This is a genomic window from Streptomyces sp. MP131-18, from assembly GCF_001984575.1.
Classification (GTDB): Bacteria; Actinomycetota; Actinomycetes; order Streptomycetales; family Streptomycetaceae; genus Streptomyces; species Streptomyces johnsoniae.
In genome coordinates, this window is the sequence record NZ_LZNS01000001.1 from 1,858,923 (window position 1) to 1,883,247 (window position 24,325).

The 24,325-nt window shown below is 72.2% G+C and carries 24 protein-coding genes and 1 pseudogene; 5 read left to right on the top strand and 20 right to left on the bottom strand.

All coding sequences use genetic code 11. From position 1 onward, the window contains the following. Nucleotides 1-189: 189 nt before the first annotated feature. Together tsf and rpsB are read right to left on the bottom strand one after the other, a co-directional pair. Nucleotides 190-1,026 carry a translation elongation factor Ts gene (tsf, locus tag STBA_RS08025; RefSeq protein ID WP_077058581.1) on the bottom strand — a complete coding sequence of 279 codons (837 nt, stop codon included), beginning with the start codon at nucleotides 1,024-1,026 and terminating at the stop codon, nucleotides 190-192. Nucleotides 1,027-1,070: 44 nt separating this feature from the next. Next, nucleotides 1,071-1,991: a 30S ribosomal protein S2 gene (gene rpsB, locus STBA_RS08030; protein ID WP_077058582.1), complete on the bottom strand. Its 921-nt coding sequence runs from the start codon at nucleotides 1,989-1,991 to the stop codon at nucleotides 1,071-1,073. Nucleotides 1,992-2,344: 353 nt separating this feature from the next. On the opposite strand from rpsB, the gene STBA_RS08035 reads away from it, so the two are divergent. From STBA_RS08035 to STBA_RS08055, 5 genes are all read left to right on the top strand, one after another. Next, nucleotides 2,345-2,731: a YraN family protein gene (locus STBA_RS08035; protein WP_077058583.1), complete on the top strand. Its 387-nt coding sequence runs from the start codon at nucleotides 2,345-2,347 to the stop codon at nucleotides 2,729-2,731. Beyond that, complete coding sequence (locus STBA_RS08040; RefSeq protein ID WP_077058584.1) at nucleotides 2,731-4,341, top strand: YifB family Mg chelatase-like AAA ATPase; 1,611 nt, start codon at nucleotides 2,731-2,733, stop codon at nucleotides 4,339-4,341. Before STBA_RS08035 ends, STBA_RS08040 begins: the two co-directional genes overlap by 1 nt. Beyond that, nucleotides 4,338-5,504, top strand: coding sequence for a DNA-processing protein DprA (dprA, locus tag STBA_RS08045; protein ID WP_077058585.1), 1,167 nt, complete (start codon nucleotides 4,338-4,340; stop codon nucleotides 5,502-5,504). Before STBA_RS08040 ends, dprA begins: the two co-directional genes overlap by 4 nt. Before the next feature lie 154 nt (nucleotides 5,505-5,658). Beyond that, nucleotides 5,659-6,501, top strand: coding sequence for an RNA polymerase sigma factor WhiG (gene whiG, locus STBA_RS08050; protein WP_077058586.1), 843 nt, complete (start codon nucleotides 5,659-5,661; stop codon nucleotides 6,499-6,501). Between the two features lie 70 nt (nucleotides 6,502-6,571). After that, nucleotides 6,572-7,210, top strand: coding sequence for a TetR/AcrR family transcriptional regulator (locus tag STBA_RS08055; RefSeq protein ID WP_077058587.1), 639 nt, complete (start codon nucleotides 6,572-6,574; stop codon nucleotides 7,208-7,210). Nucleotides 7,211-7,294: 84 nt separating this feature from the next. Here the strand turns inward: STBA_RS08055 and STBA_RS35565 are convergent. The 18 genes and pseudogenes from STBA_RS35565 to STBA_RS08145 form a co-directional block, all read right to left on the bottom strand. Next, nucleotides 7,295-7,684, bottom strand: a pseudogene (locus STBA_RS35565) (peptidoglycan DD-metalloendopeptidase family protein); the annotation flags it as partial. A 108-nt stretch (nucleotides 7,685-7,792) separates the two neighbouring features. Beyond that, a complete protein-coding gene (locus tag STBA_RS08065) occupies nucleotides 7,793-8,131 on the bottom strand; it encodes a DUF2469 domain-containing protein (RefSeq protein ID WP_077058588.1) in 339 nt (112 codons plus the stop codon). 29 nt (nucleotides 8,132-8,160) lie between these two features. Then, nucleotides 8,161-8,907, bottom strand: coding sequence for a signal peptidase I (gene lepB / locus STBA_RS08070; RefSeq protein WP_077058589.1), 747 nt, complete (start codon nucleotides 8,905-8,907; stop codon nucleotides 8,161-8,163). A gap of 58 nt (nucleotides 8,908-8,965) precedes the next feature. After that, complete coding sequence (gene lepB, locus STBA_RS08075) at nucleotides 8,966-9,886, bottom strand: signal peptidase I (RefSeq protein WP_079251795.1); 921 nt, start codon at nucleotides 9,884-9,886, stop codon at nucleotides 8,966-8,968. Next, nucleotides 9,816-11,012: a signal peptidase I gene (gene lepB / locus STBA_RS08080; protein ID WP_079251796.1), complete on the bottom strand. Its 1,197-nt coding sequence runs from the start codon at nucleotides 11,010-11,012 to the stop codon at nucleotides 9,816-9,818. Before lepB (STBA_RS08080) ends, lepB (STBA_RS08075) begins: the two co-directional genes overlap by 71 nt. Beyond that, on the bottom strand, nucleotides 11,005-11,559 hold the full coding sequence (lepB, locus tag STBA_RS08085; RefSeq protein ID WP_253195212.1) for a signal peptidase I: 555 nt from the start codon (nucleotides 11,557-11,559) through the stop codon (nucleotides 11,005-11,007). Before lepB (STBA_RS08085) ends, lepB (STBA_RS08080) begins: the two co-directional genes overlap by 8 nt. Before the next feature lie 177 nt (nucleotides 11,560-11,736). Beyond that, nucleotides 11,737-12,084, bottom strand: a complete 348-nt coding sequence (gene rplS, locus STBA_RS08090) for a 50S ribosomal protein L19 (protein ID WP_077058591.1) — start codon at nucleotides 12,082-12,084, stop codon at nucleotides 11,737-11,739. A gap of 140 nt (nucleotides 12,085-12,224) precedes the next feature. After that, nucleotides 12,225-13,046, bottom strand: coding sequence for a tRNA (guanosine(37)-N1)-methyltransferase TrmD (gene trmD, locus STBA_RS08095; protein ID WP_077058592.1), 822 nt, complete (start codon nucleotides 13,044-13,046; stop codon nucleotides 12,225-12,227). Beyond that, nucleotides 13,043-13,564, bottom strand: coding sequence for a ribosome maturation factor RimM (gene rimM / locus STBA_RS08100; RefSeq protein WP_077058593.1), 522 nt, complete (start codon nucleotides 13,562-13,564; stop codon nucleotides 13,043-13,045). The genes trmD and rimM overlap by 4 nt, the downstream gene beginning before the upstream one ends. Before the next feature lie 80 nt (nucleotides 13,565-13,644). Further along, nucleotides 13,645-13,884 (bottom strand): RNA-binding protein, encoded by a 240-nt coding sequence (locus STBA_RS08105; RefSeq protein ID WP_077058594.1) that lies wholly within the window; start codon nucleotides 13,882-13,884, stop codon nucleotides 13,645-13,647. Nucleotide 13,885: 1 nt separating this feature from the next. Further along, nucleotides 13,886-14,326, bottom strand: a complete 441-nt coding sequence (gene rpsP / locus STBA_RS08110) for a 30S ribosomal protein S16 (protein ID WP_077058595.1) — start codon at nucleotides 14,324-14,326, stop codon at nucleotides 13,886-13,888. Nucleotides 14,327-14,475: 149 nt separating this feature from the next. Continuing rightward, entirely contained in the window at nucleotides 14,476-15,081 is a 606-nt protein-coding gene (locus STBA_RS08115; protein ID WP_077058596.1) for a hypothetical protein, read from the bottom strand. Between the two features lie 124 nt (nucleotides 15,082-15,205). Next, the gene (gene proS / locus STBA_RS08120) at nucleotides 15,206-16,621 is read right to left on the bottom strand and encodes a proline--tRNA ligase (protein WP_077058597.1); all 1,416 of its coding nucleotides are present in this window, start codon (nucleotides 16,619-16,621) and stop codon (nucleotides 15,206-15,208) included. A 43-nt stretch (nucleotides 16,622-16,664) separates the two neighbouring features. After that, nucleotides 16,665-18,191, bottom strand: coding sequence for a signal recognition particle protein (gene ffh / locus STBA_RS08125; protein ID WP_077058598.1), 1,527 nt, complete (start codon nucleotides 18,189-18,191; stop codon nucleotides 16,665-16,667). A gap of 75 nt (nucleotides 18,192-18,266) precedes the next feature. Next, the gene (locus tag STBA_RS08130) at nucleotides 18,267-20,795 is read right to left on the bottom strand and encodes a [protein-PII] uridylyltransferase (protein ID WP_077058599.1); all 2,529 of its coding nucleotides are present in this window, start codon (nucleotides 20,793-20,795) and stop codon (nucleotides 18,267-18,269) included. Between the two features lie 24 nt (nucleotides 20,796-20,819). Further along, nucleotides 20,820-21,158, bottom strand: a complete 339-nt coding sequence (locus tag STBA_RS08135) for a P-II family nitrogen regulator (protein WP_077058600.1) — start codon at nucleotides 21,156-21,158, stop codon at nucleotides 20,820-20,822. Further along, on the bottom strand, nucleotides 21,155-22,423 hold the full coding sequence (locus tag STBA_RS08140) for an ammonium transporter (protein ID WP_107485000.1): 1,269 nt from the start codon (nucleotides 22,421-22,423) through the stop codon (nucleotides 21,155-21,157). Before STBA_RS08140 ends, STBA_RS08135 begins: the two co-directional genes overlap by 4 nt. 325 nt (nucleotides 22,424-22,748) lie before the next feature. Next, entirely contained in the window at nucleotides 22,749-24,263 is a 1,515-nt protein-coding gene (locus STBA_RS08145; protein ID WP_171987670.1) for a hypothetical protein, read from the bottom strand. Nucleotides 24,264-24,325: the final 62 nt, after the last annotated feature.

Sequence of the window (24,325 nt, forward strand, 5' to 3'; positions counted from 1 at the left end):
GTGCACACACACCGAGGAGGCCACTGCCAGTGGACCCTTGCGGCTCCCCTGCTGGGCAATGGCCTCCTCGTCACAACTGCGGTCGCGCCGACCGTGTGATGCCACGGCCGGACGGCCTTCCGCCCGACAATAGCCGGGTAACGTCCGTTCCGCCGCGGACGGCGCGGCGGCCCGGTGCGTCCGCCGAGGTCAGGCGCCGACGCGGAAGCGCGCGAAGCCGTTTGCCGCCACGCCCGCCTCGGTCAGCACCTTCTGCACGGTCTTCTTGTTGTCCTTGGCGAACGGCTGGTTCAACAGGACGTGCTCCTTGAAGAAGCCGTTCACCCGGCCGTCCACGATCTTGGAGAGCGCGGCCTCGGGCTTGCCCTCCTCGCGCGCGGTCGCCTCGGCGATGCGGCGCTCGCTCTCGACGACGTCGGCGGGCACCTCATCCTGGGTGAGGTACCGGGGCGCGAACGCCGCGATGTGCTGCGCGACATCCTTGGCGACCTCGGCGTTCTCCTGCTCCAGCTGAATCAGCACGCCGACCTGCGGTGGCAGGTCGGGGCTGGTGCGGTGGAGGTAGGAGGCGACATAGCCGCCGGCGAGGCGGGCGTAGCGGTCGAGAACGATCTTCTCGCCCAGGGTCGCGTTGGCCTCGTCGACGTAGTCCTTGACGGACTTGCCGGACTCGATCTCCGAGGCCAGCAGCGTCGCGAGGTCCTCGGGCGCGGTGGCGAAGACGTGCTCGGCGATGGCCTGGGCCACCGCCTGGAACTTGTCGCCCTTGGCGACGAAGTCCGTCTCGCACTTCAGCTCGACCAGCACGCCCGAGGTGCTGTCCTCGGCGAGAACGGCGACGACCGCGCCATTCTCCGCGGTGCGGCTCTCGCGCTTGGCCACACCCTTCTGCCCCTTGACGCGCAGGATCTCGACGGCCTTGGCGACATCGCCCTCGGCCTCGTCCAGGGCCTTCTTGCAGTCCATCATGCCGGCGCCGGACAGCTCCCTGAGCTTCTTGACGTCGGCGGCGGTGAAGTTCGCCATGGTTACGTAATTCTCTTCCGGGGTGTCGTTCGGATCGCTTGGCGTCAGCTGGTCTGCTCGGCAGGCGTCTCCGTCGCCTCGGCGGCCGGTGCGGGCTGCTCCTCGGCAGGCTTGTCCTCGGCGGGCTTGTCCTCGGCGGGCTGCTCTTCGGCGGGCTTGTCCTCCGCCGCCTTCTCCTCGGCCGCCTTCTCCTCGGCGCCCTGGAGCAGCTCGCGCTCCCACTCGGGCAGCGGCTCGCCGGCCGGCTTCTCGCCGCCCTTGGCCTCGGCGGCACCGGAGCGGGCGATGAGGCCCTCGGCGACGGCGTCGGCGATCACGCGGGTGAGGAGCGTGACCGAACGGATCGCGTCGTCGTTGCCCGGGATCTTGTAGTCGACCTCGTCCGGGTCGCAGTTGGTGTCGAGGATCGCGACGACCGGGATGTTGAGCTTGCGCGCCTCACCGACGGCAATGTGCTCCTTCTTGGTGTCGACGATCCAGACGGCGCTGGGCACCTTCTGCATGTCGCGGATGCCGCCCAGGGTCTTCTCCAGCTTCGCCTTCTCGCGGGAGAGGACCAGCAACTCCTTCTTGGTGAGGCCGGAGGCCGCCACGTCGTCGAAGTCGATCTGCTCCAGCTCCTTCAGGCGCTGGAGCCGCTTGTGCACGGTCGAGAAGTTGGTGAGCATGCCGCCGAGCCAACGCTGGTTGACGTAGGGCATGCCGACCCGCGCGGCCTGCTCCGCAATGGCCTGCTGCGCCTGCTTCTTGGTGCCGACGAACATGACGGTGCCGCCGTGGGCGACGGTCTCCCTGACGAACTCGTAGGCGCGGTCGATGTACGACAGCGACTGGAGCAGGTCGATGATGTAGATGCCGTTGCGCTCGGTGAAGATGAACCGCTTCATCTTCGGGTTCCAGCGGCGGGTCTGGTGCCCGAAGTGGACGCCGCTCTCCAGCAGCTCCCGCATCGTGACGACGGCCATGGCCGTTCTCCTTGTGACGCTCGGTTGTCAGCGCCGCCCGGCTGGGCGGCACTCCTGACGCCCCGACGCGCTGTGCCGTGGGGTCCCGCCCCTGACGCGAGGCTGCTCCACGGACCGAGAAACGCGGCCACCGCGGCACCGCGGGAGGACCCTGGTGCCGAAGTGGCGGGGCATGCGAGGTCGATCCGGGACTCCGGATCGCCACGAGCAGTGTACGGGACCGGAACAGGCCCGGGCGACCGGTGACCACCTCCCTCGAAGGGGTGAGGAAGTTATCCACAACGACAGAGTTATCCACCAAGATCCACTTGTTGGGCGCGACTTCGTCACAGTCGGTGACGGAGGTGAGGCGGATGAATCAGCGAGGAGCACTCGGCCGCTTCGGAGAGGACGTGGCCGTACGGCGGCTGCGCGACGCGGGCATGACCGTCCTTGAGCGGAACTGGCGGTGCCGCGCCGGAGAGATCGACATCGTGGCGCAGGACCGCACGGCCGGCGGCAGGGCCGTGGTCGTCTGCGAGGTGAAGACCAGGCGCGGCGGCCGGTTCCAGCACCCGATGGCGGCGCTGACGCCCGACAAGGCGGAGCGGCTGCGCCGCCTCGCGCAGTGGTGGCTGTGCGAGCGCTGGCTCACGGTGTTCGACCAGCCGCCGCCCGGCGGACTGCGCATCGACCTGATCGGGGTGCTGCTGCCCACCCGCGGGGCGCCGCTGGTCGAGCACGCGCGGGGGGTGGCGTGATGGCGTTCGCCCGCACCTGCGCGGTCGCCCTGGTCGGCGTCGAGGGCGTGGTGGTCGAGGTCCAGGCCGATCTGGAGCCCGGGGTCGCCGCGTTCTCCCTGGTCGGCCTCGCCGACAAGTCGCTGAGCGAGAGCAGGGACCGGGTCAGGGCCGCGGTGATCAATTCGGGTGCGCCCTGGCCGCAGAAGAAGTTGACGGTGGGCCTCAGCCCGGCGGCGGTGCCCAAGTGCGGCAGCGGGTTCGACCTCGCGGTCGCGTGCAGCGTGCTGGCCGCGGCCGAGCGGATCGATCCGCGGGTGATCGCGGACGTCATGATGATCGGCGAGCTGGCACTCGACGGCCGGGTCCGACCGGTGCGCGGGGTGCTGCCCGCCGTGCTCACCGCGGCGGACGCCGGGTACCGGCAGGTGGTGGTGCCCGAGCAGGCGGCGGGCGAGGCCGCCCTCGTGCCGGACGTCGCGGTCCTCGGGGTGCGCAGTCTCCGCCAGTTGATCGCGGTGCTCGCCGACGAGCCGGTGCCGGAGGAGCCCGCGCCCGAGGAGCTGGGCCCGCACACCACGACGCCGGGCGCCGGCTGGGGGCACCCGCCGTCCGGCCACCTCTCGGGGCCGCCGGCCGGCGAGGCACCGCCGGACATGACGGAGGTCTCCGGCCAGCGCGTGGCCCGCCGCGCCCTGGAGGTGGCCGCCGCCGGCCGGCACCACCTCCTGCTCAAGGGGGCGCCTGGCGCGGGGAAGACGATGCTCGCGGAGCGGCTGCCCGGGCTCCTGCCGCCCCTGACCCGGCAGGAGTCCCTGGAAGTCACCGCCGTGCACTCGGTGGGCGGCTCGCTGCCGCCGGGCCGCCCGCTGGTGGACCGCCCGCCGTACTGCGCGCCGCACCACTCGGCGTCGATGGCGGCCCTCGTCGGCGGCGGCAGCGGCCTGCCCCGCCCGGGCGCGATGTCCCTCGCCCACCACGGGGTCCTCTTCCTCGACGAGGCGGCCGAGATGAGCGGCCAGGTCCTCGACGCGCTGCGGCAGCCTCTCGAGTCGGGGCAGGTGGTGGTGGCCAGGGCGGCCGGTACGGTCCGGATGCCCGCCCGGGTCCTCCTCGTCCTCGCCACCAATCCGTGCCCCTGCGGCAGACACGGTTCGCCCGGCGGGGACTGCGAATGCCTGCCGAGCGTCGTCAGACGCTACCGGGCACGGCTCTCGGGGCCGTTGCTCGACCGCATCGACCTGCGGGTCCCGGTGGACCCGGTGAGCCGGGCCGAGTTGGTCGCGGCCGGGGGCGGCGAGTCGACCGCGGTGGTGGCCGAGCGCGTGCACGCGGCCCGCGAGCGGGCCCGGGTCCGGTACGCCGACGCGGGCTGGCGCACCAACGGCGAGGTGCCAGGACACGAGTTGCGCACCCGCTGGGTCCCGCAGCCGGGCGCGCTGGCCAGGGCGGAGCAGGATCTGGACCGCGGTTTGCTCACCGCCAGGGGTCTTGACCGGGTGCTGCGCGTGGCGTGGACGGTGGCCGATCTCGCGGGCCACGGGCGGCCGACCGCTCAGGACGTCGACGCCGCGCTGGAGCTGCGGACCGGTGTGCGCCGCGGCGCGGGTGTCGTCGGCAGCCTGCCGTGAGCGGGCCAGACGCGGAGACCAGGCTGGCCAGGGCGGCACTCGCGCGGGTCGCCGAGCCGGGCGACGAGCTGGTGGGGCGGTTACTGGCCGAGCTGGGGCCGGTGGGGACGTGGCGGGCCCTGCGGGACGGCGGGCCCCGGCCGGTGCGGGCGCCGGCCGACCGGTGGGATGGGCTGCGGCTGCGCGCCCGGCACGCCCGCCCCGAGGCGGATCTGGCCCGGATCACGGACCTCGGCGGGCGCTTCCTGTGTCCTGATGACCGGGAGTGGCCCAGTCAGCTGGACGATCTGGGCCCCGCGCGGCCCGTGGGCCTGTGGGTGCGGGGTCCGTGCTCGTTGCGGTTCGTCGCGCTGCGCTCCGTTGCGCTGGTGGGCGCGCGGGCCTGCACGGACTACGGGGCGCACGTGGCGGCCGAGCTGGCCACCGCGCTGGCGGAGCGGGGCTGGACGGTGGTCTCCGGCGCGGCGTACGGCGTGGACGCGGCGGCGCACCGGGGCGCGCTCGCGGTCGGCGGCTCGACGGTGGCGGTGCTGGCGTGCGGGGTCGACGTCAGCTACCCGGCCGCGCACCGCGAGCTGCTCGGCCGTATCGCGGAGCGCGGGCTGCTGGTGGCCGAGCTGGCCCCCGGCGACCATCCGACCCGCGGTCGCTTCATCCAGCGGAACCGGGTGATCGCCGCCCTGACCAGGGGCACGGTGGTGGTGGAGGCGGCCCGGCGCAGCGGCTCGCTGATCACCGCGCGACACGCGCGGCGGCTCGGCAGGCATCTGATGGCCGTACCGGGCCCGGTGACCTCCGGTCTCTCCGCCGGAGCCCATCGGCTGATCCGGTCGGAGGCGACGCTCGTCCGCGATGCGGCCGACATCGTCGAGCTGGCGGGGGACATGGGCGAGCTGGCCGCCGAGGAGGCCGGTCCTGCCGTGCCGCGGGATCTTCTGGCGCCGCGGACCGGGCAGGTGCTCGACGCGCTGCCCGCCTCCGGGCCCGCCACGGCGGAGGAGGTGGCCCGGGGCGCCTGCACCAGCCCGCAGGCGGCGGAGGCGAGACTGCGGGAGTTGAGCTGCCTAGGCTTCGTCGAACGCGTGGCCGATCGCTGGCAGTTGTGCCGGGGCGATCCCCGACACGCGGACGAGGGCGACGCCCGCACCGGCGTCGGCGCATAACACCACGGTGCGCCCAGCGGAACGTATCTGCGCATGCCGACGGCGCCGCCACGTGCACAAAGCAACCCTTCAGTCACGCTACGCTCACAGGGTTTTCGCCGCCCTCGACCAGCACCCCCCGCACGCACACCCGAAGAACGGCTCAAGACGACGCATGCCACAGCACTCCCTGGGGCCCAAGCACGCGGCTCCGGCAGCGCCGGCCGCGGCGGACCGCGCCACAACTGCCGCCGCCCCCACCGCGCTCGCCGAGCTGTGGCGCTCCTACAAGGCCACCGGCGACGAACGGCTGCGGGAGCAGCTGATCCTGCACTACAGCCCGCTGGTCAAGTACGTGGCCGGCCGGGTCAGCGTGGGGCTGCCGCCCAATGTGGAGCAGGCCGACTTCGTCTCCTCGGGAGTGTTCGGACTCATCGACGCCATCGAGAAGTTCGACCCGGAGCGCTCCATCAAGTTCGAGACGTACGCCATCACCCGCATTCGCGGCGCCATGATCGACGAGCTGCGGGCGCTCGACTGGATTCCGCGGTCGGTGCGGCAGAAGGCCCGCGCGATCGAGCGCGCCTACGCCACCCTGGAGGCGTCCTTGCGGCGCACCCCCTCCGAGCCCGAGGTGGCCGCGGAGATGGGCGTCACCCTCGATGAACTGCACACGGTCTTCGGACAGTTGTCCCTGGCAAACGTGGTGGCCCTGGAGGAGCTGCTGCACGCCGGCTCCGAGGGCGGCGACCGGCTGAGCCTGATGGACACGCTGGAGGACACCGCCGCGGACAATCCGGTGGAGGTGGCGGAGGACCGCGAGCTGCGGCGGCTGCTGGCCCGCGCCGTCAACACGCTGCCCGAGCGTGAGAAGACCGTGGTGACCCTCTACTACTACGAGGGACTCACGCTCGCGGAGATCGGCGAGGTGCTCGGCGTCACGGAGAGCCGGGTGAGCCAGATCCACACCAAGTCCGTGCTCCAGCTGCGCGCCAAGCTCGCGGACGTCAACGGCTGACGACGAAGGGGCCGATCCCGGGGCGGCCACGCTCTAGAGTGAAAAGGTGCCCAGAATCCGAGCGGCCACGGTGGCCGAGCACCGCAAGATGCAGCGCGCCGCTCTGCTGGACGCGGCCAGGTCACTGCTGTCGGAGGGCGGCGTCGAGGCACTGACCTTTCCCGCCCTGGCCCGGCGCACCGGCCTGGCCCGGTCCTCGGTTTATGAGTACTTTCCCTCCAGGGCGGCCCTGGTCGAGGAGCTGTGCACGGCCGATCTGCCGCTCTGGGCCGCGGAGATCGAGGCCGCGATGGAAGCGGCCGACGGCCCGCGCGCCAAGGTGGCGGCGTATGTCACCCACCAGCTGGCCCTGGCCTCGGACGGGCGCCACCGGGCCGTCATGGCCATCGCCGCGGGCGACCGGGACGCCACGGCGCGGGCCGGCATCCCGCCGGACGCCGCCTGGGCAAGGATCAGGGCCGCGCACGGCGGCCTGCTCGACATGGTCGTCGGGGTCATGGCGGACCTCGGACATCCCGAGCCGCGGGTGGCGGCGGCGCTCCTCCAGGGCGTCGTGGACGCGGCCGTCCGCTGCGCGGCGTCCCCCGCCGCCCCGCCGGCGGACCACGTCGCCGCGAGCGCGCTGCGCATCGCCCTCGACGGAGTCGCCGGCGGCCTCCTCCGGGAGCGGGACGCCGTCGACGGGCAGCAGCCGGGAGGGGCCCCGTAGCAGCTCCCGCGGCAGCAGGGAGAGCGGATCAAGGTAGGTCTCGTCCCGCAGCAGCCCCCAGTGCAGGCAGGGCGCCGCGCAGTGGAACGGGCCAGCGGCCAGCGTGCCGACGGGCGAGCCGGGCGCGACCGAAGCCCCCACCGCGACCGAGGCCCGCACCGGCTCATACGTGGTCCGCAGCCCGGAGGGCGCGCCCGCCCCGTCCATCAGCTCGATGGTGAGTACCCCGCGCCCGGCGACCTGCCCGGCGAACACCACCGTCCCCGCGGCCGCCGCCCGCACCACCGCCCCGGGCTCGGTGATCAGATCGACTCCGCGGTGCCCGGCCGCCCACGGCTTCGGCGGGGGCTCCCAGAACCGGCCGACGAGCGGGCGCGCGGCCCCGCCGGTGCCGGGCACCGGCCAGACCCCCGAGGGCTGGGCCGCCGGAACAGTGAGCAGGATCACGGAGAGCAAAGCGGTCACTACCGTCATACCGCCAGCCTGCCGCGCCACGGGCCCCCGCGGGGACCGGAGACGAAATCTGTGGACAAGTCAGGCTCTGGGGATAACTTCGCCCCCCAATCGGGTGAGGGCGCTCGCTCAGGCGTTCCGCTCGCCGCCGCCGAAGCCAGAGTCCTCCGGCAGGTCGAGTTCGCTGCGGTTCAGCTCCTCGATATTCACGTCCTTGAACGTCAGCACCCGGACCTGCTTGACGAAACGGGCCGGTCTGTACATGTCCCAGACCCAGGCGTCAGCCATGGAGACCTCGAAGAACACCTCGCCCTGCACGGAGTGGACCTGCATCTCGTAGTCGTTCGTGAGGTAGAAGCGGCGCTCCGTCTCGATCACATACGTGAATAGCCCGACCACGTCCCGGTACTCCCGGTAGAGCTTGAGCTCCATCTCGGTCTCGTACTTTTCGAGGTCTTCGGCACTCATGGCGTGATCCCCTTCAGCCGTGCGTTCCCTCATTGTGCGTCACCCGGGACATCCGCACGCCGTGGCGGTCGGTTCCTTCCCGCCCGGCGGGCCAGTGGCGCGTACGCGGCACCCGCGAGGATCAGCACCGCACCGGCGCTGGTGGCGTAGAACAGCGGCCGCAGCGGCCCGGAACCGGAGATCCCGCCGTCAAGCCCCTCGAAGCCGCCCGGCCTCGGCAGCAGGCCGAAACGATCCAGCGGCCACACCGTCGCCTCGACGCGGGCCGAGACCGCGTCGAGAGGAACCGTTCCGGCACTGGTCTCGGACAGCAGGCTGCGGGAGTCGAGCGAATCCGCCCTGTCGTCGCCGAGCAGGAACAGCTCCCCCTCCGGCACCTCGGCCTCGAAGCCGCTCGGCGCGGCGCCGTACTCCTCGTCCAGGTACCGCTCGTCGACCGCCTCGCCGTCCACCGTGAGGCGTCCGCGCTCGTCACAGCAGGCGACCGTGTCGCCACCGACCCCGACCACGCGCTTGATCATCAAGGATTCGCCGAACGAGGTGTCGCGGAATACCACGACGTCGCCCCGCCGCACGTCCCCGCCGTCGATCCGCTGCGCCAGCACCCGGTCCCCCGAGGTCACCGACGGCGCCATGGAGCTGGTCGGCACCGTGTAGGGCTGGTACAGCACGGCGGCCAGGACGAACCCGCCGAGCAACAGCACACACCCGACGGCCACGGCGGCCCCGGAAAGCGCTCGCCCCAGCCGCCCCCGGCGACGCACCACTCCGCCCATGTGGGTCCCCTCCCGATCGGCTTCAGGAGGCGACCCTATCCAGCGGCAGGGTGGCAGGTCAGCCCTTTGCCCCGGTGCCCTCGTCCCGGTCCGTCGCGGGAGCCGCCGTGGCGACCGCGGCATCGGCCGCGGCCACCGCCCTGTCGAGCAGCCTGCGCCGACGCCACAGCACCAGCGGCAGCGCCCCGGCCACGCCGAGCGCCGCCGGCGACACGGCCGCCGCGGCACCGGCCACCGAGTCGTAGCCGTCGGGCACGGACAGCGTGCTCCAGCGGGTCACGGGCCAGGCGATGACGATGGCCCGGCCGACCACGTCGTCCACGGGCACGGTGCCACCCGACAGATTCTGGTGGAAGCGCGAATCGAGCGAATCCTGTCGGTGGTCGCCCATCACCCACAGCTCACCGTCGGGAATCGTGATCGGCCCGAAGGGCCGGTCCCCGCACGGAGTGTTCCCCGGGTAGAGGTAGTCGCTCTCGTCCAGCGCCTCGCCGTTGACGGTGACCTGGCCGTTCTCCTCGCAGGCCACCTCGTCGCCGCCCACCGCGATCACACGCTTGATCAGGTCCTGATCCTCCGCGGAGGGCATCAGCCCGATGAAGCTCAGCGCTTCCTGCACGGCGGAGCCGATACCGCCGCCCGAGGACGGGCTCTCGCCCAGCCAGCCGCCCGGATCGTGGAACACCACGACCTCGCCGCGCTCCGGCTCGGCGCCGAACCAGGGGGTGAGCTTGTCCACCAGCACGCGGTCGCCCTGCTGGAGCGTGTTCTGCATGGAGTTGGACGGGATGGAGAACGCCTGCACGAGGAACGTCTTGATCAGCAGCGCCAGAACGATGGCGATGCCGATGAGGATCGGCAGCTCCTTCCAGAAGGAACGCTGCTTCGCCGCGCGCCTGCGGCGCTGCCTAGGGCTCTCCGCGGTCTCGTCCGCGGCCGCTCCGGCGCCTGCGGAGGCGTCCGCGGAGCCGTCCGGCACACCGGGGGGATCGTCGCCGGACGCCGCGCCATCCGGATGCTGCGGGCGGTTCTCCGGGTCGTCGTCCGAACCGGATCGCGCATCCACCGCTACATCCCCCACATTCGCTCCTCACGCTCCGCTCCGGCCCGCCCGGCTTCCGCAGCAGGCCCACTACTCCCATAACGAGCGGGAGTTCCGCAGGGATCGGGAGCCGCGCTATTTGATTGTCGGTACGGACAGCATTGTCGCCGCCCGTGGCACGCGCGTCGACCGCGCCCGCGGCGGGGTCGGGCACGTCCGCGAACGCCTCCGTGCCGCCGAGACGCTGCCAGTGCCCGAAGGGCCACGCGATCACGACCGCCCGGCCGACGACCAAGTCCACCGGTACGGTACCTTGTCCCTCCTCGTCCAGGTGATAGCGGGAGTCGGCCGAATTCGACCGGTGATCTCCCATCACGAACACCCGCCCGTCGGGAACGGTCACCTCGAACTCGATCTGCGAGGGCGGGTTCCCGGGATACAGGTACGGCTCGTCCAGCGGGGTCCCGTTCACCGTGATCCGGCCGTCCGCGTCACAGCACACCACCGTGTCGCCGCCGACGCCGATGACCCGTTTGATCAGATCCTGGTCGTCGTCGCTCGGCAGCAGGCCGATCCAGGTCAGCGCCGCCTGGACGTGCCGGATGCCGAACGGGCCCTCGTCCTCGTCGGTGTCGCCGGCCTGCTCGGTCTCCAGCCAGCCGCCCGGGTCGGTGAAGACGACCACATCGCCCCGGGACGGCTCCCAGCCGAACCACGGCGTGAGCTTGTCCACCAGGACCCGGTCGTCCACGCGAATCGTTTCCTCCATCGACCCGGAGGGAATCACGAACGCCTGGACCAGGAAGGTCTTGAGCACCAGCGCGATCAGCAGCGCGGTGCCGATGAGTATGGGAATCTCCCGAGTGGCCCGCAGCCGTCTGCGGCGCCTGATACGCCTGGCGGCCCGCCGCCGGTCCGCGCGCCCCTCACCGGGGCCGCGCAGCGTGGGTCTCGGCTCCTCGCCCGCTGGCTGCTCCGCACCCGCGGGGTACGCGCCGTCCCCGGCGCCCTCGGGCCCGCCGTTCCGCCGACGACCGGACCGAGGCTTGCCGCGCTCACCCATGATCCGACCGCAACCAGCCCCAGCGGTCCACCGGCCAGCCGATCAGCACCACCCGGCCGATCACCTTGTCGACGGGGACGGTGCCGCCCCCCGGGGAGCCGAGGTACTCCCTGGAGTCCGCCGAATCAGAACGGTGGTCGCCCATTACCCACAACCGTCCCTCGGGCACTTGGATATCAAACCTGACATGCGAAGGCTTGTCCCCCGGATACAGATAGGGCTCGTTCAGCGGCTCGCCGTTGACCTCGATCCGCCCCTGGCTGTCGCAGCACCGCACGCGGTCCCCGCCGATCCCGATGACGCGCTTCACGTAGTCGGTCTCCGAGCCCCGGGACAGACCGATCGCCGCGCCGGCGCCGCGCAGCAAACCGCCGAGCAGCCCCGGGTCCGACTCCTCCGCGACGAAGGAGCCCGTGCCGTCGAACACGATGACGTCCCCGCGCTGCACCTCCCCGCCGAAGCGGTAGGCCAGCTTGTTGACCATGACGCGGTCCCCGACCTGGAGCGTGCCCTCCATCGAGCCGCTGGGGATCAGGAACGGCTGCATCACGAAGGAGCTGGTGAGCGCCGTCAGCACCACCGTGCTCAGCGCCACCACCACCCACAGACGCACCGAACGCGACCACCGCCGCCATACCCGGACGGGTCTGGCAGGGCGGTCGCGCTCCGGGGGGCGTGCGTCGGAATCGGTCACGCCGCGATGGTAACCGGCGGCGCGGGCCGGTCAGTTCTCCCGCTTCTCCTTGATCTTCGCGGCCTTGCCACGCAGGTTGCGCAGGTAGTAGAGCTTGGCGCGGCGCACGGCACCGCGGGTCACGAGCTCGATCTTCTCCACGACCGGAGTGTGCACGGGGAACGTGCGCTCCACGCCGACGCCGAAGCTGACCTTGCGCACCGTGAAGGTCTCCCGGACCCCGGAGCCCTGGCGGCGGATGACCACGCCCTTGAACTGCTGCACACGGGACCGGTTGCCCTCGATGACGCGCACGTGGACGTTCACGGTGTCACCGGGGCGGAAGGCCGGGACGTCGTCCCGCAGGGAAGCGGAGTCGACACTGTCCAGGAGGTTCATGGCTTGCTGCTCTCCTCGCCGATGCCACAGGTCATCAGCGGAAATGATCGTGATGGTGGAAAGGGGACGGCCCGGCCGCGTCGGCGGCGTCGGTCCCCCTGTGGCAGGGTCGCGCGCCGGATACGGAAAGGGCCAGCGGCCTATTGTTCCACGTCCGCCGACGCGCGCCCAAATCGGCCGTCCGCACCCGGTCGCCAGCCGAGCTCGGCCAGCGTGGCGCGGTCGTGCTTGTCGAACGCGGCCGGGTCGCCGCCCTCGATCAGGTCGGGGCGGGTACCGCTGGTGCGGCGCAGCGCCTCGTCGCGGCGCCAGCGCGCGATCCTCCCGTGGTGCCCGCTGACCAGCACCTCCGGCACGCTCCGGCCGCGCCACTCGGGGGGCTTGGTGTAGACCGGCCCCTCCAGCAGCCCGGCCATCGGGCCGGGGGCGAAGGAGTCGTCGCGGTGCGACTCGGCGTTGCCGAGCACGCCCGGCAGCAGCCGTGCGATCGCCTCGACCATCACGAGCACCGGCGCCTCGCCGCCGGCGAGCACGTAGTCCCCGATGGACAGCTCACGCACGTCGAAACGCTCGCCGTAGTGGTCCACGACCCGCCGGTCGATGCCCTCGTAGCGGGCCGGGGTGAAGATCAACCAGGGCTTGGCCGCCAGCTCGTGGGCCACCTCCTGCGTGAACGCCCGGCCACTGGGCGTGGGCACGACGAGCACCGGCGGCTCCTGCCCGCCGGACGGCCCCGAGGCGAGCACGGAGTCCAGCGCCTCGCCCCACGGCTCCGGCTTCATCACCATGCCGGGACCGCCGCCGTAGGGGGTGTCGTCGACGGTGTGGTGCCGGTCGCGGGTCCACCCCCGCAGGTCGTGCACGCGCACGTCCAGGAGCCCGGCGGCGCGCGCCTTGCCGACGAGCGAGACACCCAGCGGCTCCAGGTACTCGGGGAAGATGGTGACGACGTCCAGCCTCACGTCTCGTCGCCCCCGTCGAGCAGCCCCGGCGGCGGATTCACCACCGCGCGCCCGGCGTCGAGGTCGATGTCGGGAACGATCTCCGAGACGAACGGGATCAGCGCCTCCCCGCCCCCGGTACGCGCCACGATCAGCAGGTCCTGCCCCGGCAGGTGGGCGACTTCCGCGATGCTGCCGAGCGCCGTGCCGTCCGCGGTGACCACGTCGAGGCCGACCAGCTGGTGGTCGTAGAACTCCTCCGGGTCGTCGGGCAGCTCCGCCGGGTCCACCTCGGCGATCAGCAGCGTGTTCCGCAGGGCCTCGGCGGCCGTGCGGTCCTGCACGCCCGCGAAGCGCAGCAGCAGCCGACCGCTGTGCACGCGGCCGGACTCGATGGTCAGGGGGCCGGTCCCGGCGGGGTCGGTCGCCAGCTCGGCACCGGGGGCGAGCCGCAGCTCCGGCTCGTCGGTGCGGACCTCGACGGTGACTTCGCCCTTGATGCCGTGGGCACGGCCGATGCGCGCGACGACGACTTGCACTGTATGTCCGTTCTCAGGAGGCACCGAGGGCCGGAGCGGCAACTGCCGCTCCGGCCCTGGGTGCGATGCCGATGGCGCCGTCAGCGGACCTCGTCCGCGTCGACGAGGTCGACGCGGACGCCCTTGCCGCCGAGCGCGCCCACGACCGTGCGCAACGAGCGCGCGGTACGGCCATTGCGGCCGATCACCTTGCCGAGGTCGTCGGGGTGAACCCGGACCTCGAGGACTCGCCCGCGGCGCAGGGTACGCGAGGCGACCTGGACCTCATCGGGATTGTCGACGATGCCCTTCACCAGGTGCTCCAGGGCCTCTTCGAGCATTTCAGCCCTCGGTCGACTCTGCCGGGGCCGCGGCGGCCTCGGCGTCGGCCTTCTTCTCGCCCTTCTTCGCCTTCGGAGTGATGGCCTCACCCCGGGGCTCACCGCCGGACTCCTTGGCCGCGGCCTCGAACAGGGCGCGCTTGTCCGGCTTGGGCTCGGCGACCTTCATCGGCGGCGGGGCGGGCAGACCCTTGAACTTCTGCCAGTCGCCGGTGACCTTCAGGATGGCCATGACCGGCTCGGTCGGCTGCGCGCCGACGCCCAGCCAGTACTGGACGCGGTCGGAGTCGACCTCGATGCGGGAGGGGTTCTGCACCGGGTGGTACAGGCCCAGCTCCTCGATGGCACGGCCGTCCCTGCGGGTACGCGAGTCGGCGACGACGATGCGGTAGTGCGGCGAACGGATCTTGCCCAGTCGCTTCAGCTTGATCTTGACTGCCACGGGTGTGGTGTCTCCTGCGTGTTGACGTGGTGGACCGCCGGGGCGGCCGCGTGGGGTTGCGGCGCCGGGGGTCCGATGGACGCGTCAGCCGGAGGAGAGAGGGGTCCTGTACGACTGCCGAGTTCAACGGCCCATTCTGCCATAGCCCGTCAGGCGGAAGCCGCCACGGTCAGGGCCTCGGCGATCTGGAAGGGCTTCTTGCACGCACCGCACACGATCGGGGCCTGCGCCAGGACGGACGGTACGACGCGGACGTTCCGCCCGCACTCGCACACCGCCTTGACGCGCACCCCGCCACCGGAGGAACCGTGCCGGGCCGCGGGCCCGCGGAAGCTCCGCTTCGTGTCCGTGGCGTTGGCCGCCACGTGCGCCTTCAGCGCCCGTTGCAGCCGCTCGGCCGTGGGCCGGTAGCGCCGTCTGGTCTCGGCGTTCATCGTGACCAGCGAGAAGCCGCTGCTCGGATGCGGGTCGTCGGTGTGATCGAGGCCGAGCTCCTCCGCGATCGCGAGAAAGCGGCGGTTGTGGTAGCGGCCGGCGCGGGAGGTGTCCCTGACCCCCCGGGCAGCGGCGATACCGTGCACGGCCTCGTGCAGCAGCCGTTCGAAGGAGAGCTCGGAGCCGCAGGCGGACGAGGACTCTCCGATCAGTGATTCGGGCGTCGCCAGGTCAGGCAGCTCCGGATGGTGCCGTTGAATATCGGCCCACGCGTGCGCCAGCTCGGCGGCGAGAACTGGAACTGGTTGTGTCGTGCTCACGTCGTAGCTAACGAGCGAGCACCCCGAGGTGTTCCGATTCCGGGGCAAGTCCACGAATTTGCACCTACTGGTCAGTTCGCCGTCATTGCGGCCCCGCGAAACGGGGCGAAGAACCCGCGAAAGCTCAGTAGGCGCGGCCTACGACGGCGATCGTGCCCGGGGCGTCGTCCGACTCGGGAACGGAGCCGTCCTCGGCCACGAGGCAGCGCACGGACACCGCGTCCTGCGCGAGCCTGGCCTCCCCTTCGGCACCCAGATCGGCCCACGGAATGCGCGCCCAGCCCCCGGCCGCGGCCACCTCCACCGCCTCCGGCACCGTGCGCACCTCCGTGGTGCGCGCCTCGCGGCGCTCCCGCGACTGCCGCAGCAGCAGCGCCTGGTCCTCCTCCAGCAGGCCGGGCAGCAGCCCGGGCAGCGCGTCGATCGCGACGGGCGCCTTCCCGCCCGGGACGCGGCGCGCCAGCATCGCGGTGCCCGCGGCCAGGTCCCGCGGTCCGACCTCGACCCGGACCGGCACGCCCTTCAGCTCCCAGTCCACGGCGCGGCGGCCGAACGGGGTGTCGGTGCGGTCGTCGACCTCGGTCCTGACGCCGGCCGCGGTGAGCGCGGCGCCGATTTCGCGGACCTTCGCAAGCACGGCCTCGTCGTCCTTGATCGCCAGCACGACGGCCTGCACCGGGGCGAGCCGGGGCGGGACGCGCAGCCCGTTGTCGTCGCCGTGGGACATGATCAGGCCGCCGACCATGCGTGTCGAGGAGCCCCAGGAGGTCTGCCAGACCAGCTCGCGGCCGCCGTCCGCGGCGAGGTAGCGGGTGTCGAAGGCGCGCGCGAAATTCTGGCCGAGCTCGTGGCTGGTGCCCATCTGGAGCGCCTTGCCGTCACTCATCATCGCTTCGAGCGTGAGGGTGTTGATGGCTCCGGCGAAGCGCTCGGCGGGCGACTTGCGGCCGAGGACCACGTCGATGGCCAGGGTGTTGACCATGAAGTCGCCGTAGACGTCCCGGTGAATGCGGGCGGCGTAGTCGCGGGCGTCCTCGGCGGTCGCGTGCGCGGTGTGCCCCTCCTGCCACAGGAACTCCGTGGTGCGCAGGAACACGCGGGGCCGCATCTCCCACCGGACCACGTTGGCCCACTGGTTGATCAGCAGCGGGAGGTCGCGGTAGCTCTGCACCCACTTGGCGAAGTACTCGTTGATGATCGTTTCCGACGTGGGGCGGACGACCACGGGCTCCTCGATCTGCTTGCCGCCGCCGTGCGTGACGACGGCCAGCTCGGGCGCGAAACCCTCGACGTGCTCGGCCTCCCTGGCCAGGTAGGACTGCGGGATGAACAGCGGGAAGTAGGCGTTGCGGGCGCCGGCCGCCTTGATCCGCGCGTCCATCTCCAGCTGCATCCGCTCCCAGATCCCGTACCCGTAGGGCCGGATGACCATCGTGCCGCGGACCGGGCCGTTGTCGGCGAGCTCCGCCTTGGCGATGACGTCCTGGTACCAGCGCGGGAAGTCGTCCGCCTGGGGAGTGAGCACGGGAGCCTTGGTCATGGCGGGAATGGTACGGCTCCCGGCTCCTCAAACGTGAATTGGGTTACTTCGGCGGCAGCATGTCCCTGAACTCCTGGGGCAGTTCGAAGTCGGCCGGGTCCGCGCCCGCACCCTCGCCGCGCTGCGCGGCGGCCTGCTCATCGGCCTGGCGCTTCATCGGGTTGCCCGAACGCCGCGCGCCCTTGCCCTTCTTCTGCGGCTTGGACTTGCGCTTGCCGCCGCCGCCACCGATGCCGGGCATGCCCGGCATCCCCGGCATGCCGCCGCCCTGCGCCATCTTCGACATCATCTTCCTGGCCTCGAAGAAGCGCTCGACGAGCCCCTTGACCGCGCTGACGTCGACTCCGGAACCGCGGGCGATGCGGACCCGCCGCGAACCGTTGATGATCTTGGGGTCGGCGCGCTCGCCAGGCGTCATCGACTTGATGATGGCGGCAGTGCGGTCGACCTCGCGCTCGTCGAGATTATTGATCTGCTCGCGCATCTGCCCCATGCCCGGCATCATCCCGAGCAGCTTGGAGATGGAGCCCATCTTGCGGACCTGCTCCATCTGCGCCAGGAAGTCCTCGAGTGTGAACTCCTTGGGGCCCTTGGCCAGCTTGCTGGCCAGCTTCTCGGCCTCCTGCTGGCTGAACGTGCGCTCGGCCTGCTCGATCAGGGTGAGCACGTCGCCCATGCCGAGGATGCGGGACGCCATGCGGTCCGGGTGGAACGCGTCGAAGTCGTCCAGCTTCTCGCCGTTGGAGGCGAACATGATCTGGCGGCCGGTGACCTGCGCGATGGACAGGGCCGCACCGCCGCGGGCGTCGCCGTCGAGCTTGGAGAGCACCACGCCGTCGAAGCCGACGCCGTCGCGGAACGCCTCCGCCGTGCTGACCGCGTCCTGGCCGATCATCGCGTCCACGACGAACAGCACCTCGTCGGGGCTGACCGCGTCCCTGATGTCGGCGGCCTGCCGCATCATCTCCTCGTCGATGCCGAGCCGTCCGGCGGTGTCGACGACGACGACGTCGTACTGCTTGTCCCTGGCGTAGGACAGGGAGTCCTCCGCCACCTTGACCGGATCGCCCACCCCGTTGCCCGGCTCGGGGGCGAAGACCGCCACCCCGGCCTGCTCCGCGACGACGGCGAGCTGATTCACCGCGTTCGGCCGCTGCAGGTCACAGGCGACCAGCAGCGGGGTGTGGCCCTCCGCCTTCAGCCAGCGGCCGAGTTTGCCGGCCAGCGTCGTCTTGCCCGCGCCCTGGAGGCCCGCGAGCATCACCACGGTCGGCGGGGTCTTGGCGAACCGCAGCCGCCTCGTCTCGCCGCCGAGGATGGCGACGAGCTCCTCGTTGACGATCTTGACGATCTGCTGCGACGGGTTGAGCGCCCGGGACACCTCGGCGCCCTGGGCCCGCTCCTTGATCTGCTTGATGAACGCGCGCACCACGGGCAGCGCGACGTCCGCCTCCAGCAGGGCGATGCGGATCTCCCGCGTCGTGGCATCGATGTCCGCCTCGCTCAGACGGCCTTTGCCCCTGAGGTTCTTGAACGTTGCCGCAAGGCGGTCGGAGAGAGTGTCGAACACGGCGCTGGCGGTTCCTTACACATCGGCGGACGGGTCGGCGGTGCCCTCCAGCGTATCCGCCCGCCGACGATGCGGTCAGCCCGCGGGCGCACGGGTCTGGTCGGCCAGCGCGTCCTGAAGGGTGCGCGCGAGGCCGACGGCCTCCTCCGGGGCCAGCGGCTGACCGGCGGGCCGCGTCACGTAGAACGCGTCGACCGCGTTCGCCCCCAGCGTGCTGACGTGCGCGCTGCGCACGACGACCCCGGCGGCGTCCAGGGCGTGGCCGATGCGGTACAGCAGCCCGGGGGCATCCTGGGCCCGCACCTCGATGACCGTGGCCACCCGGGAGCCGAGGGGCGCGACGGTGACCCGCGCCGGCGGGGCCAGGGGCATCCTGCGCCGCGGCCTGCGGTAGGCGGCCTCCCGTTCCGCGAGCCTGGCGGCGATGTCGAGGGACCCGTCCAGGGCGCGGATCAGGTCGGCGCGCAGCCGTTCCGCCTGCGGCAGCGAGCCGTACTCCGCGGCCACGCGCCAGTCGAGCAGCAGCACCGGTCCCTGTCCCGCGGGGTCGACGACGCTCAGCTCGGCGGAACGCACGGTCAGCCGGTGCAGCGCGAGCACCCCGGCGACCGCGGGCAGCACGCCCGGCCGTTCCGGAACGGCGACGACCAGTTCGACGCCGACGGGCTCCGGCTCCGCGGCTTCCCCGGGCTCCCCGGTGACCTTGTCCGCGCCGCCCCGCCCGTCCTGCGCGGGCCGTGCCCCGGCGCGCGGGTGCAGGGCGAGGACAGGGCCGCCGGTGCGGAACGCCTCGACGGCCAGCCGTTCGCCTGCCACCGTCGCTCCCGACGGCGCGGCCGGGGCGGGCGCGCCGCCGTCCTGGAGGCGGGCGGCGACACGTTTGACCAGGTCGGCGAGCAGCGAGGCGCGCCAGCTCGACCAGGCGGCCGGGCCGGTGGCCAAGGCATCCGCCTCGGTGAGGGCGTGCAGCAGCTCCAGGGTCGACTGGCTGCCGACGGCCTCGGCGACGAGTTCGACGGTGGCGGGGTCGTCCAGGTCGCGCCGGGTGGCCGTCTCGATGAGCAGCAGATGATTCCTGACGAGCGCGGCGAGCACGTCGGCGTCGGCGGGGCCGAAGCCGATCCTGGCCGCCATGTCCCGGGCGATGGTCTCGCCCGCGACGCTGTGGTCCCCTGGCCAGCCCTTGCCGATGTCGTGCAGCAGGGCGGCGACCAGGAGCAGGTCGGGACGGCCGACCCGGCGGGTGAGGGCGGAGGCGCGAACGGCGGTCTCGACCAGGTGGCGGTCCACGGTCCAGCGGTGCACCGGGTTGCGCTGGGGGCGGCAGCGGACCCGTTCCCAGTCGGGCAGCAGCCGCGTGATCAGCCCGGCCGCCTCCAGCGCCTCCCAGACGGGAACGGTGTCGGGCCCGGCGCCGAGCAGGGTGATGAACTGCTCGCGCGCCTCGGCGGGCCAGGGCACCGGCAGCGCGGCCTCGGCGGCGGCGAGCGCGTGGGCCGCGGGCATGGCGAGCGGCAGACCCGCCTGTGCCGCCGCGGCGGCGGCGCGCAGCGGCAGCACCGGGTCGCGGCCGGCCCGCGCGGTGCGGGCGAGCACGACCTCGCCGTCCTGCTCCACGACACCGTCGGCCAGCGGGGTGCGTTCCTCCGCCGCGGGCCCGCGTCTGGCGGTGCGGGAGGCGAGCAGGCCGCGCAGACGGCGGCGCGCGGAACGGGAGCGCAGCACGCGGCCGACCTCGCGCCAGGTGACGTCGGAGGCGTAGGAGATGGTGCGGGCCGCCTCGTAGACCTGCCGCAGGAGGGTGTCGGCGTCCAGGACGCCGAGGGCGCGGGCGACCTGGTCCTGGTCCTCGAGGGCGAGCCGGTCGGTGGCCCGGCCGGTGGTGAGGTGGAGTGCGTCGCGCACGTCGAGCAGGGTGTTGCGGGCGGCTTCGAGACCCTGGCGCGGGGCGTCGGCGACCCATGAGGCGGCGACGGCGCGCAGCGCGGTGGCGTCGCGGAGGCCGCCTCTCGCCTCCTTGAGGTCGGGTTCGAGGAGGAAGGGCAGTTCGCCGTGGCGGCGGGCCCGTTCGCGGCCGAGCTCGTGCAGTTCGGGGAGGCGGGCAGGGGCCTGGCTGCGCCACTGGGCGAGCAGGGCGGTGCGCAGCTCGGCGGTGAGGGCGGCGTCGCCCGCGACGTGGCGGGCGTCGAGCAGGCCGAGGTGGACCTTCAGGTCGGTGGCGGCGGTCTCGTGGGCCTCGGCGAGGGTGCGCACGGAGTGGTCGAGGGCGATGCCCTGGTCCCAGACCGGGTACCACAGCCGGTCGGCGAGGGCGGCGATCGCGGCGCGGGGCGCGGTCCCGTCGTGCAGCAGCAGCAGGTCGAGGTCGCTGCGGGGGGACAGCTCGCCGCGGCCGTAGCCGCCGACGGCGAGCAGGGCGACGCGGCCGGGGCGGGGGCCCGCGCCCAGCAGGCCGGCGAGCCACTGGTCGGTGAGCCGGGCGAGTCCGGCGCGGCGCGGCGGCCCGGGCTGCGCCTCCTGGGTCAGGAGGTGCAGCCGGGCCGCCGCGTAGCCACCGCTGGGGCCCGCCTGGTCGCCGGTGGCGGATGTCGTGTCCGACGTCATGCGGTCCCCAACTCCTCGTGTGGTCTAAAGGGCATCGGGGCCGCGTTCGCCGGTACGGACCCGCACGGCCGTGTCGACGGGCAGGCTCCACACCTTGCCGTCACCGATCTTGCCCGTGCGCGCGGCCTTGACCACGACGTCGACGAGCTGTTCCGCGTCGGAGTCCTCGACCAGGATCTCGATGCGGATCTTGGGCACGAGGTCGACGGTGTACTCGGCGCCGCGGTAGACCTCGGTGTGGCCGCGCTGGCGGCCGTAGCCGCTGGCCTCGGTGACCGTCAGGCCCTGCACCCCGAACGCCTGGAGGGCGTCCTTGACCTCGTCGAGCCGGTGCGGCTTGATCACCGCGGTGATGAGCTTCATGCGTCCACCTTCTTCTCACCGGCCGCCACGTCGGCGGTCTCGGGAACGCTGCTGACGGGCACCGAACCGGTCCCGGACTGACTGAAGTCGTACCCGGTCTCCGCGTGGTACGCCAGGTCGAGACCGGCGACCTCTTCCTCCTCGGAGGAACGGAATCCGACGGTGCGCTGGATCAGCTGCGCCAGGATGTAGGTGACGACGAACGAGTAGGCCAGCACGGAGAAGGCGCCCAGGGCCTGCTTGCCGAACTGCTCGACGCCGCCCAGGCCGTCGGTGGCGAGGAAGCCGACCAGCAGGGTGCCGACGAGGCCGCCGACGAGGTGGACGCCGACGACGTCGAGGGAGTCGTCGTAGCCGAGCTTGAACTTGAAGCTGACGGCCCAGGCGCAGACCGCGCCGGAGAGGACGCCGATGAGGATGGCGCCCATCGGGTTGACGTGCGCGCCCGAGGGCGTGATGGCGACGAGGCCGGCGATGGCGCCGGAGGCGGCGCCCAGCGTGGTGAACGCGCCGTGGCGGATGCGTTCGTAGATCAGCCAGCCGAGGATCGCGGCGGCGGTGGCGACCTGGGTGTTCAGCGCCATCAGGGCGGCGGTGCCGTTGGGCGAGAGCGCGGAGCCGGCGTTGAAGCCGAACCAGCCGAACCACAGCAGGGCGGCGCCGAGCAGGACCATCGGCAGGTTGTGCGGGCGCATCGGCTCCTTCTTGAAGCCGACCCGTTTGCCGATCACCAGGACGGCCGCGAGTGCACCGGCTCCCGCGTTGATGTGGACGGCCGTTCCGCCGGCGAAGTCGATGACCTCCTGCTCGAAGAGCCAGCCGTCGGCGGCCCAGACCCAGTGGGCGACCGGGAAGTAGACCACGGTGATCCACAGCGCGATGAACAGGGCCCAGCTGCTGAACTTCACCCGGTCGGCCAGTGCACCGCTCATCAGGGCGGGGGTGATCACGGCGAACATCAGCTGGAAGACGGCGAAGGCCAGCATGTCGCTGTTCTCCGCGGTGATGTCCTGGAAGCCGAGGAAGTCGAGGTTGCCGATGAGGCCGCCGTCATCGGCGTCCGAATAGTTGCTGCCGAAGGCGAGGGTGAATCCGTAGAGCACCCACAGCACGCTGGAGATGCCGAGCGCGATGAACGACATCATCAACATGTTGAGGGCGCTCTTGACCCGGACCATGCCGCCGTAGAAGAAGGCCAGCCCGGGGGTCATCAGCATGACCAAGGCGGCACAGATCACCACAAAAGCGATATCCGCTGCTTCCAACGTGAACGTCTCCTCGGAGTTACGACCCGTGCGGGCGGGATCGGGTCAGGATGCGCCACAGGCTCTCCGAGAGCCGTTTCGGTCGATGGACCCCCTTGTTTCGCCGATGTGACGATGACGCATGACGTGTTACGCCGCAATGAAATCGGTCAGTCACTCAGCGCCGCCGGGTTAATGTGTGCGGCACCGCGCCACGAGGCCGCGGCCGGGGGCCGTGGCCCGGAAGCCGGCCGCGGCGGCCACCCGGGGTGACTTGGCATGGGGGAGCCGAGTCGGGCTGTCCGGGGCGGCCGGCGCGGCCGGCGCTCAGGGGCGGGCGATCCGGTCAGACCGCCCTGCTGGCCTCGCTCTCCGGGAGTTCGGCGGTGAGCCGCTCCGTCATCTCGGTCACCTCGGGGACCTGCCCGAAGACCCGCCCGGCGGTGGCCCAGGTCTTCCGCAGCCGGTTGTTCACCCGCTCCGAGCGCAGCCGCCGCGCCAGCCCCATGGCGTGGTTCGCACGGTCGGCACAGGCCTCGGCCTCGCGGCCCAGCAGGTGCACGGTGGCCATTCCGATGAGGTTGAGTGCATACGAACGCTGGTGCCCGCCGGAGGGGTCCGCGGCGCACTCCTGGGCGAACAGTTCCACCGCCTGCTCCATCAGCGGCCTGGCGCGCGAGAGGTAGGCGGGGCTGCGGCCCGCGACGTACGCGAGGTCGCGGTAGGAGTGGGCGTTCTCCGCGAACAGCTCGGCCTCGGAGAAGAAGCCGATCCAGTCCGGGTCCTGGTCGCCGCGGCCGGTCTCGGCGAACGCGTCCTCCGCCATCCGGACCGCGCGGTGGCACTTGGGCGGCTGGCCCAGGGTGGCGTACGCCCTGGCCTCGAGCGCGTACAGCATCGCCTGGGTGCGGGGCGTGGCCCGCTCCCTGCTGCCGTACTGGGCCAGGTGGATCAGCTCGAGCGCGTCCTCGCCGCGCCCGAGGTGGATCATCTGCCGGCTCATCTTCGACAGGACGTATGCCCCGAGCGGCCGGTCCTCCGCCTCCTTGGCGGCGTGCAGCGCGAGCACGAAGTACTTCTGCGCGGTGGGCTGGAGCCCGATGTCGTAACTCATCCAGCCCGCCAGCTCGGACAGCTCGGCCGTGATGCGGAACAGCCTGCGGCGGACCGTTTCGCCTTGGGCTTCCTGGAGCAGGTCGGTGACCTCGTGCAGCTGGCCGACGACCGCCTTGCGCCGCAGCCCGCCGCCGCACTGTGCGTCCCAGCGCCGGAACTGGGAGGTCGACGCCTCCAGTTGGGACAGCTCGGGCTCGGAGAGCCCCGCCATCCGCCGTCCGGCGGCGCGCTCCTGGGGCCGCAGTGACGTCAACCGCGCCTCCGCGGTGTCCGGAGCGCCCGGGGTCGGCACCAGCCAGCGCTGCATGGGCTCTATCAGGGCGGGCCCCGCCGACATCGTCAGCGAGGTGCCGAGGAAGCCGCGGCGGCCGAGCATCAGGTCGCTGCGGGAGAACTCGTTGATCAGCGCGACCGTCTGGGGCCCGGCCCAGGGCAGGTCGATCCCCGAGACGGCGGCCGATGTCGGCGCCGAGCGCAGCCCGAGGTCCTCGATGCCGACGACACAGCCGAACCGTTCGGAGAACAGCTCCGAGAGGATGCGCGGGATCGGCTCGCGCGGCTGCTCGCCATCCAGCCAGCGGCGCACCCGGGAGGTGTCCGTGCTGATGTGATGCGCGCCGAGCTGGCGGGCGCGCCGATTGACCTGGCGGGCCAGCTCGCCCTTCGACCAGCCGCTTCGCCGGAACCACGACTCCAGCCGTTCGTTCGGCCGCCTGACAGAGGTACCGCTGCCGTTGCCGTCCACAGTTACGCCCCCAATCCCGGGAGTTGGCCTGGCATACGAAGTGACGGAGGTCTGTTGACACC

Excerpts from the sequence above, each read along its gene's own strand:
- tsf (WP_077058581.1), bottom strand. The coding sequence starts at position 1,026 with ATGGCGAACTTCACCGCCGCCGACGTCAAGAAGCTCAGGGAGCTGTCC.
- rpsB (WP_077058582.1), bottom strand. The coding sequence starts at position 1,991 with ATGGCCGTCGTCACGATGCGGGAGCTGCTGGAGAGCGGCGTCCACTTC.
- STBA_RS08035 (WP_077058583.1), top strand. The coding sequence starts at position 2,345 with ATGAATCAGCGAGGAGCACTCGGCCGCTTCGGAGAGGACGTGGCCGTA.
- STBA_RS08040 (WP_077058584.1), top strand. The coding sequence starts at position 2,731 with ATGGCGTTCGCCCGCACCTGCGCGGTCGCCCTGGTCGGCGTCGAGGGC.
- whiG (WP_077058586.1), top strand. The coding sequence starts at position 5,659 with ATGCCACAGCACTCCCTGGGGCCCAAGCACGCGGCTCCGGCAGCGCCG.
- STBA_RS08065 (WP_077058588.1), bottom strand. The coding sequence starts at position 8,131 with ATGAGTGCCGAAGACCTCGAAAAGTACGAGACCGAGATGGAGCTCAAG.
- lepB (WP_077058589.1), bottom strand. The coding sequence starts at position 8,907 with ATGGGCGGAGTGGTGCGTCGCCGGGGGCGGCTGGGGCGAGCGCTTTCC.
- lepB (WP_079251796.1), bottom strand. The coding sequence starts at position 11,012 with ATGGGTGAGCGCGGCAAGCCTCGGTCCGGTCGTCGGCGGAACGGCGGG.
- lepB (WP_253195212.1), bottom strand. The coding sequence starts at position 11,559 with ATGCAGCCGTTCCTGATCCCCAGCGGCTCGATGGAGGGCACGCTCCAG.
- rplS (WP_077058591.1), bottom strand. The coding sequence starts at position 12,084 with ATGAACCTCCTGGACAGTGTCGACTCCGCTTCCCTGCGGGACGACGTC.
- STBA_RS08105 (WP_077058594.1), bottom strand. The coding sequence starts at position 13,884 with ATGCTCGAAGAGGCCCTGGAGCACCTGGTGAAGGGCATCGTCGACAAT.
- proS (WP_077058597.1), bottom strand. The coding sequence starts at position 16,621 with ATGACCAAGGCTCCCGTGCTCACTCCCCAGGCGGACGACTTCCCGCGC.
- STBA_RS08130 (WP_077058599.1), bottom strand. The coding sequence starts at position 20,795 with ATGACGTCGGACACGACATCCGCCACCGGCGACCAGGCGGGCCCCAGC.
- STBA_RS08135 (WP_077058600.1), bottom strand. The coding sequence starts at position 21,158 with ATGAAGCTCATCACCGCGGTGATCAAGCCGCACCGGCTCGACGAGGTC.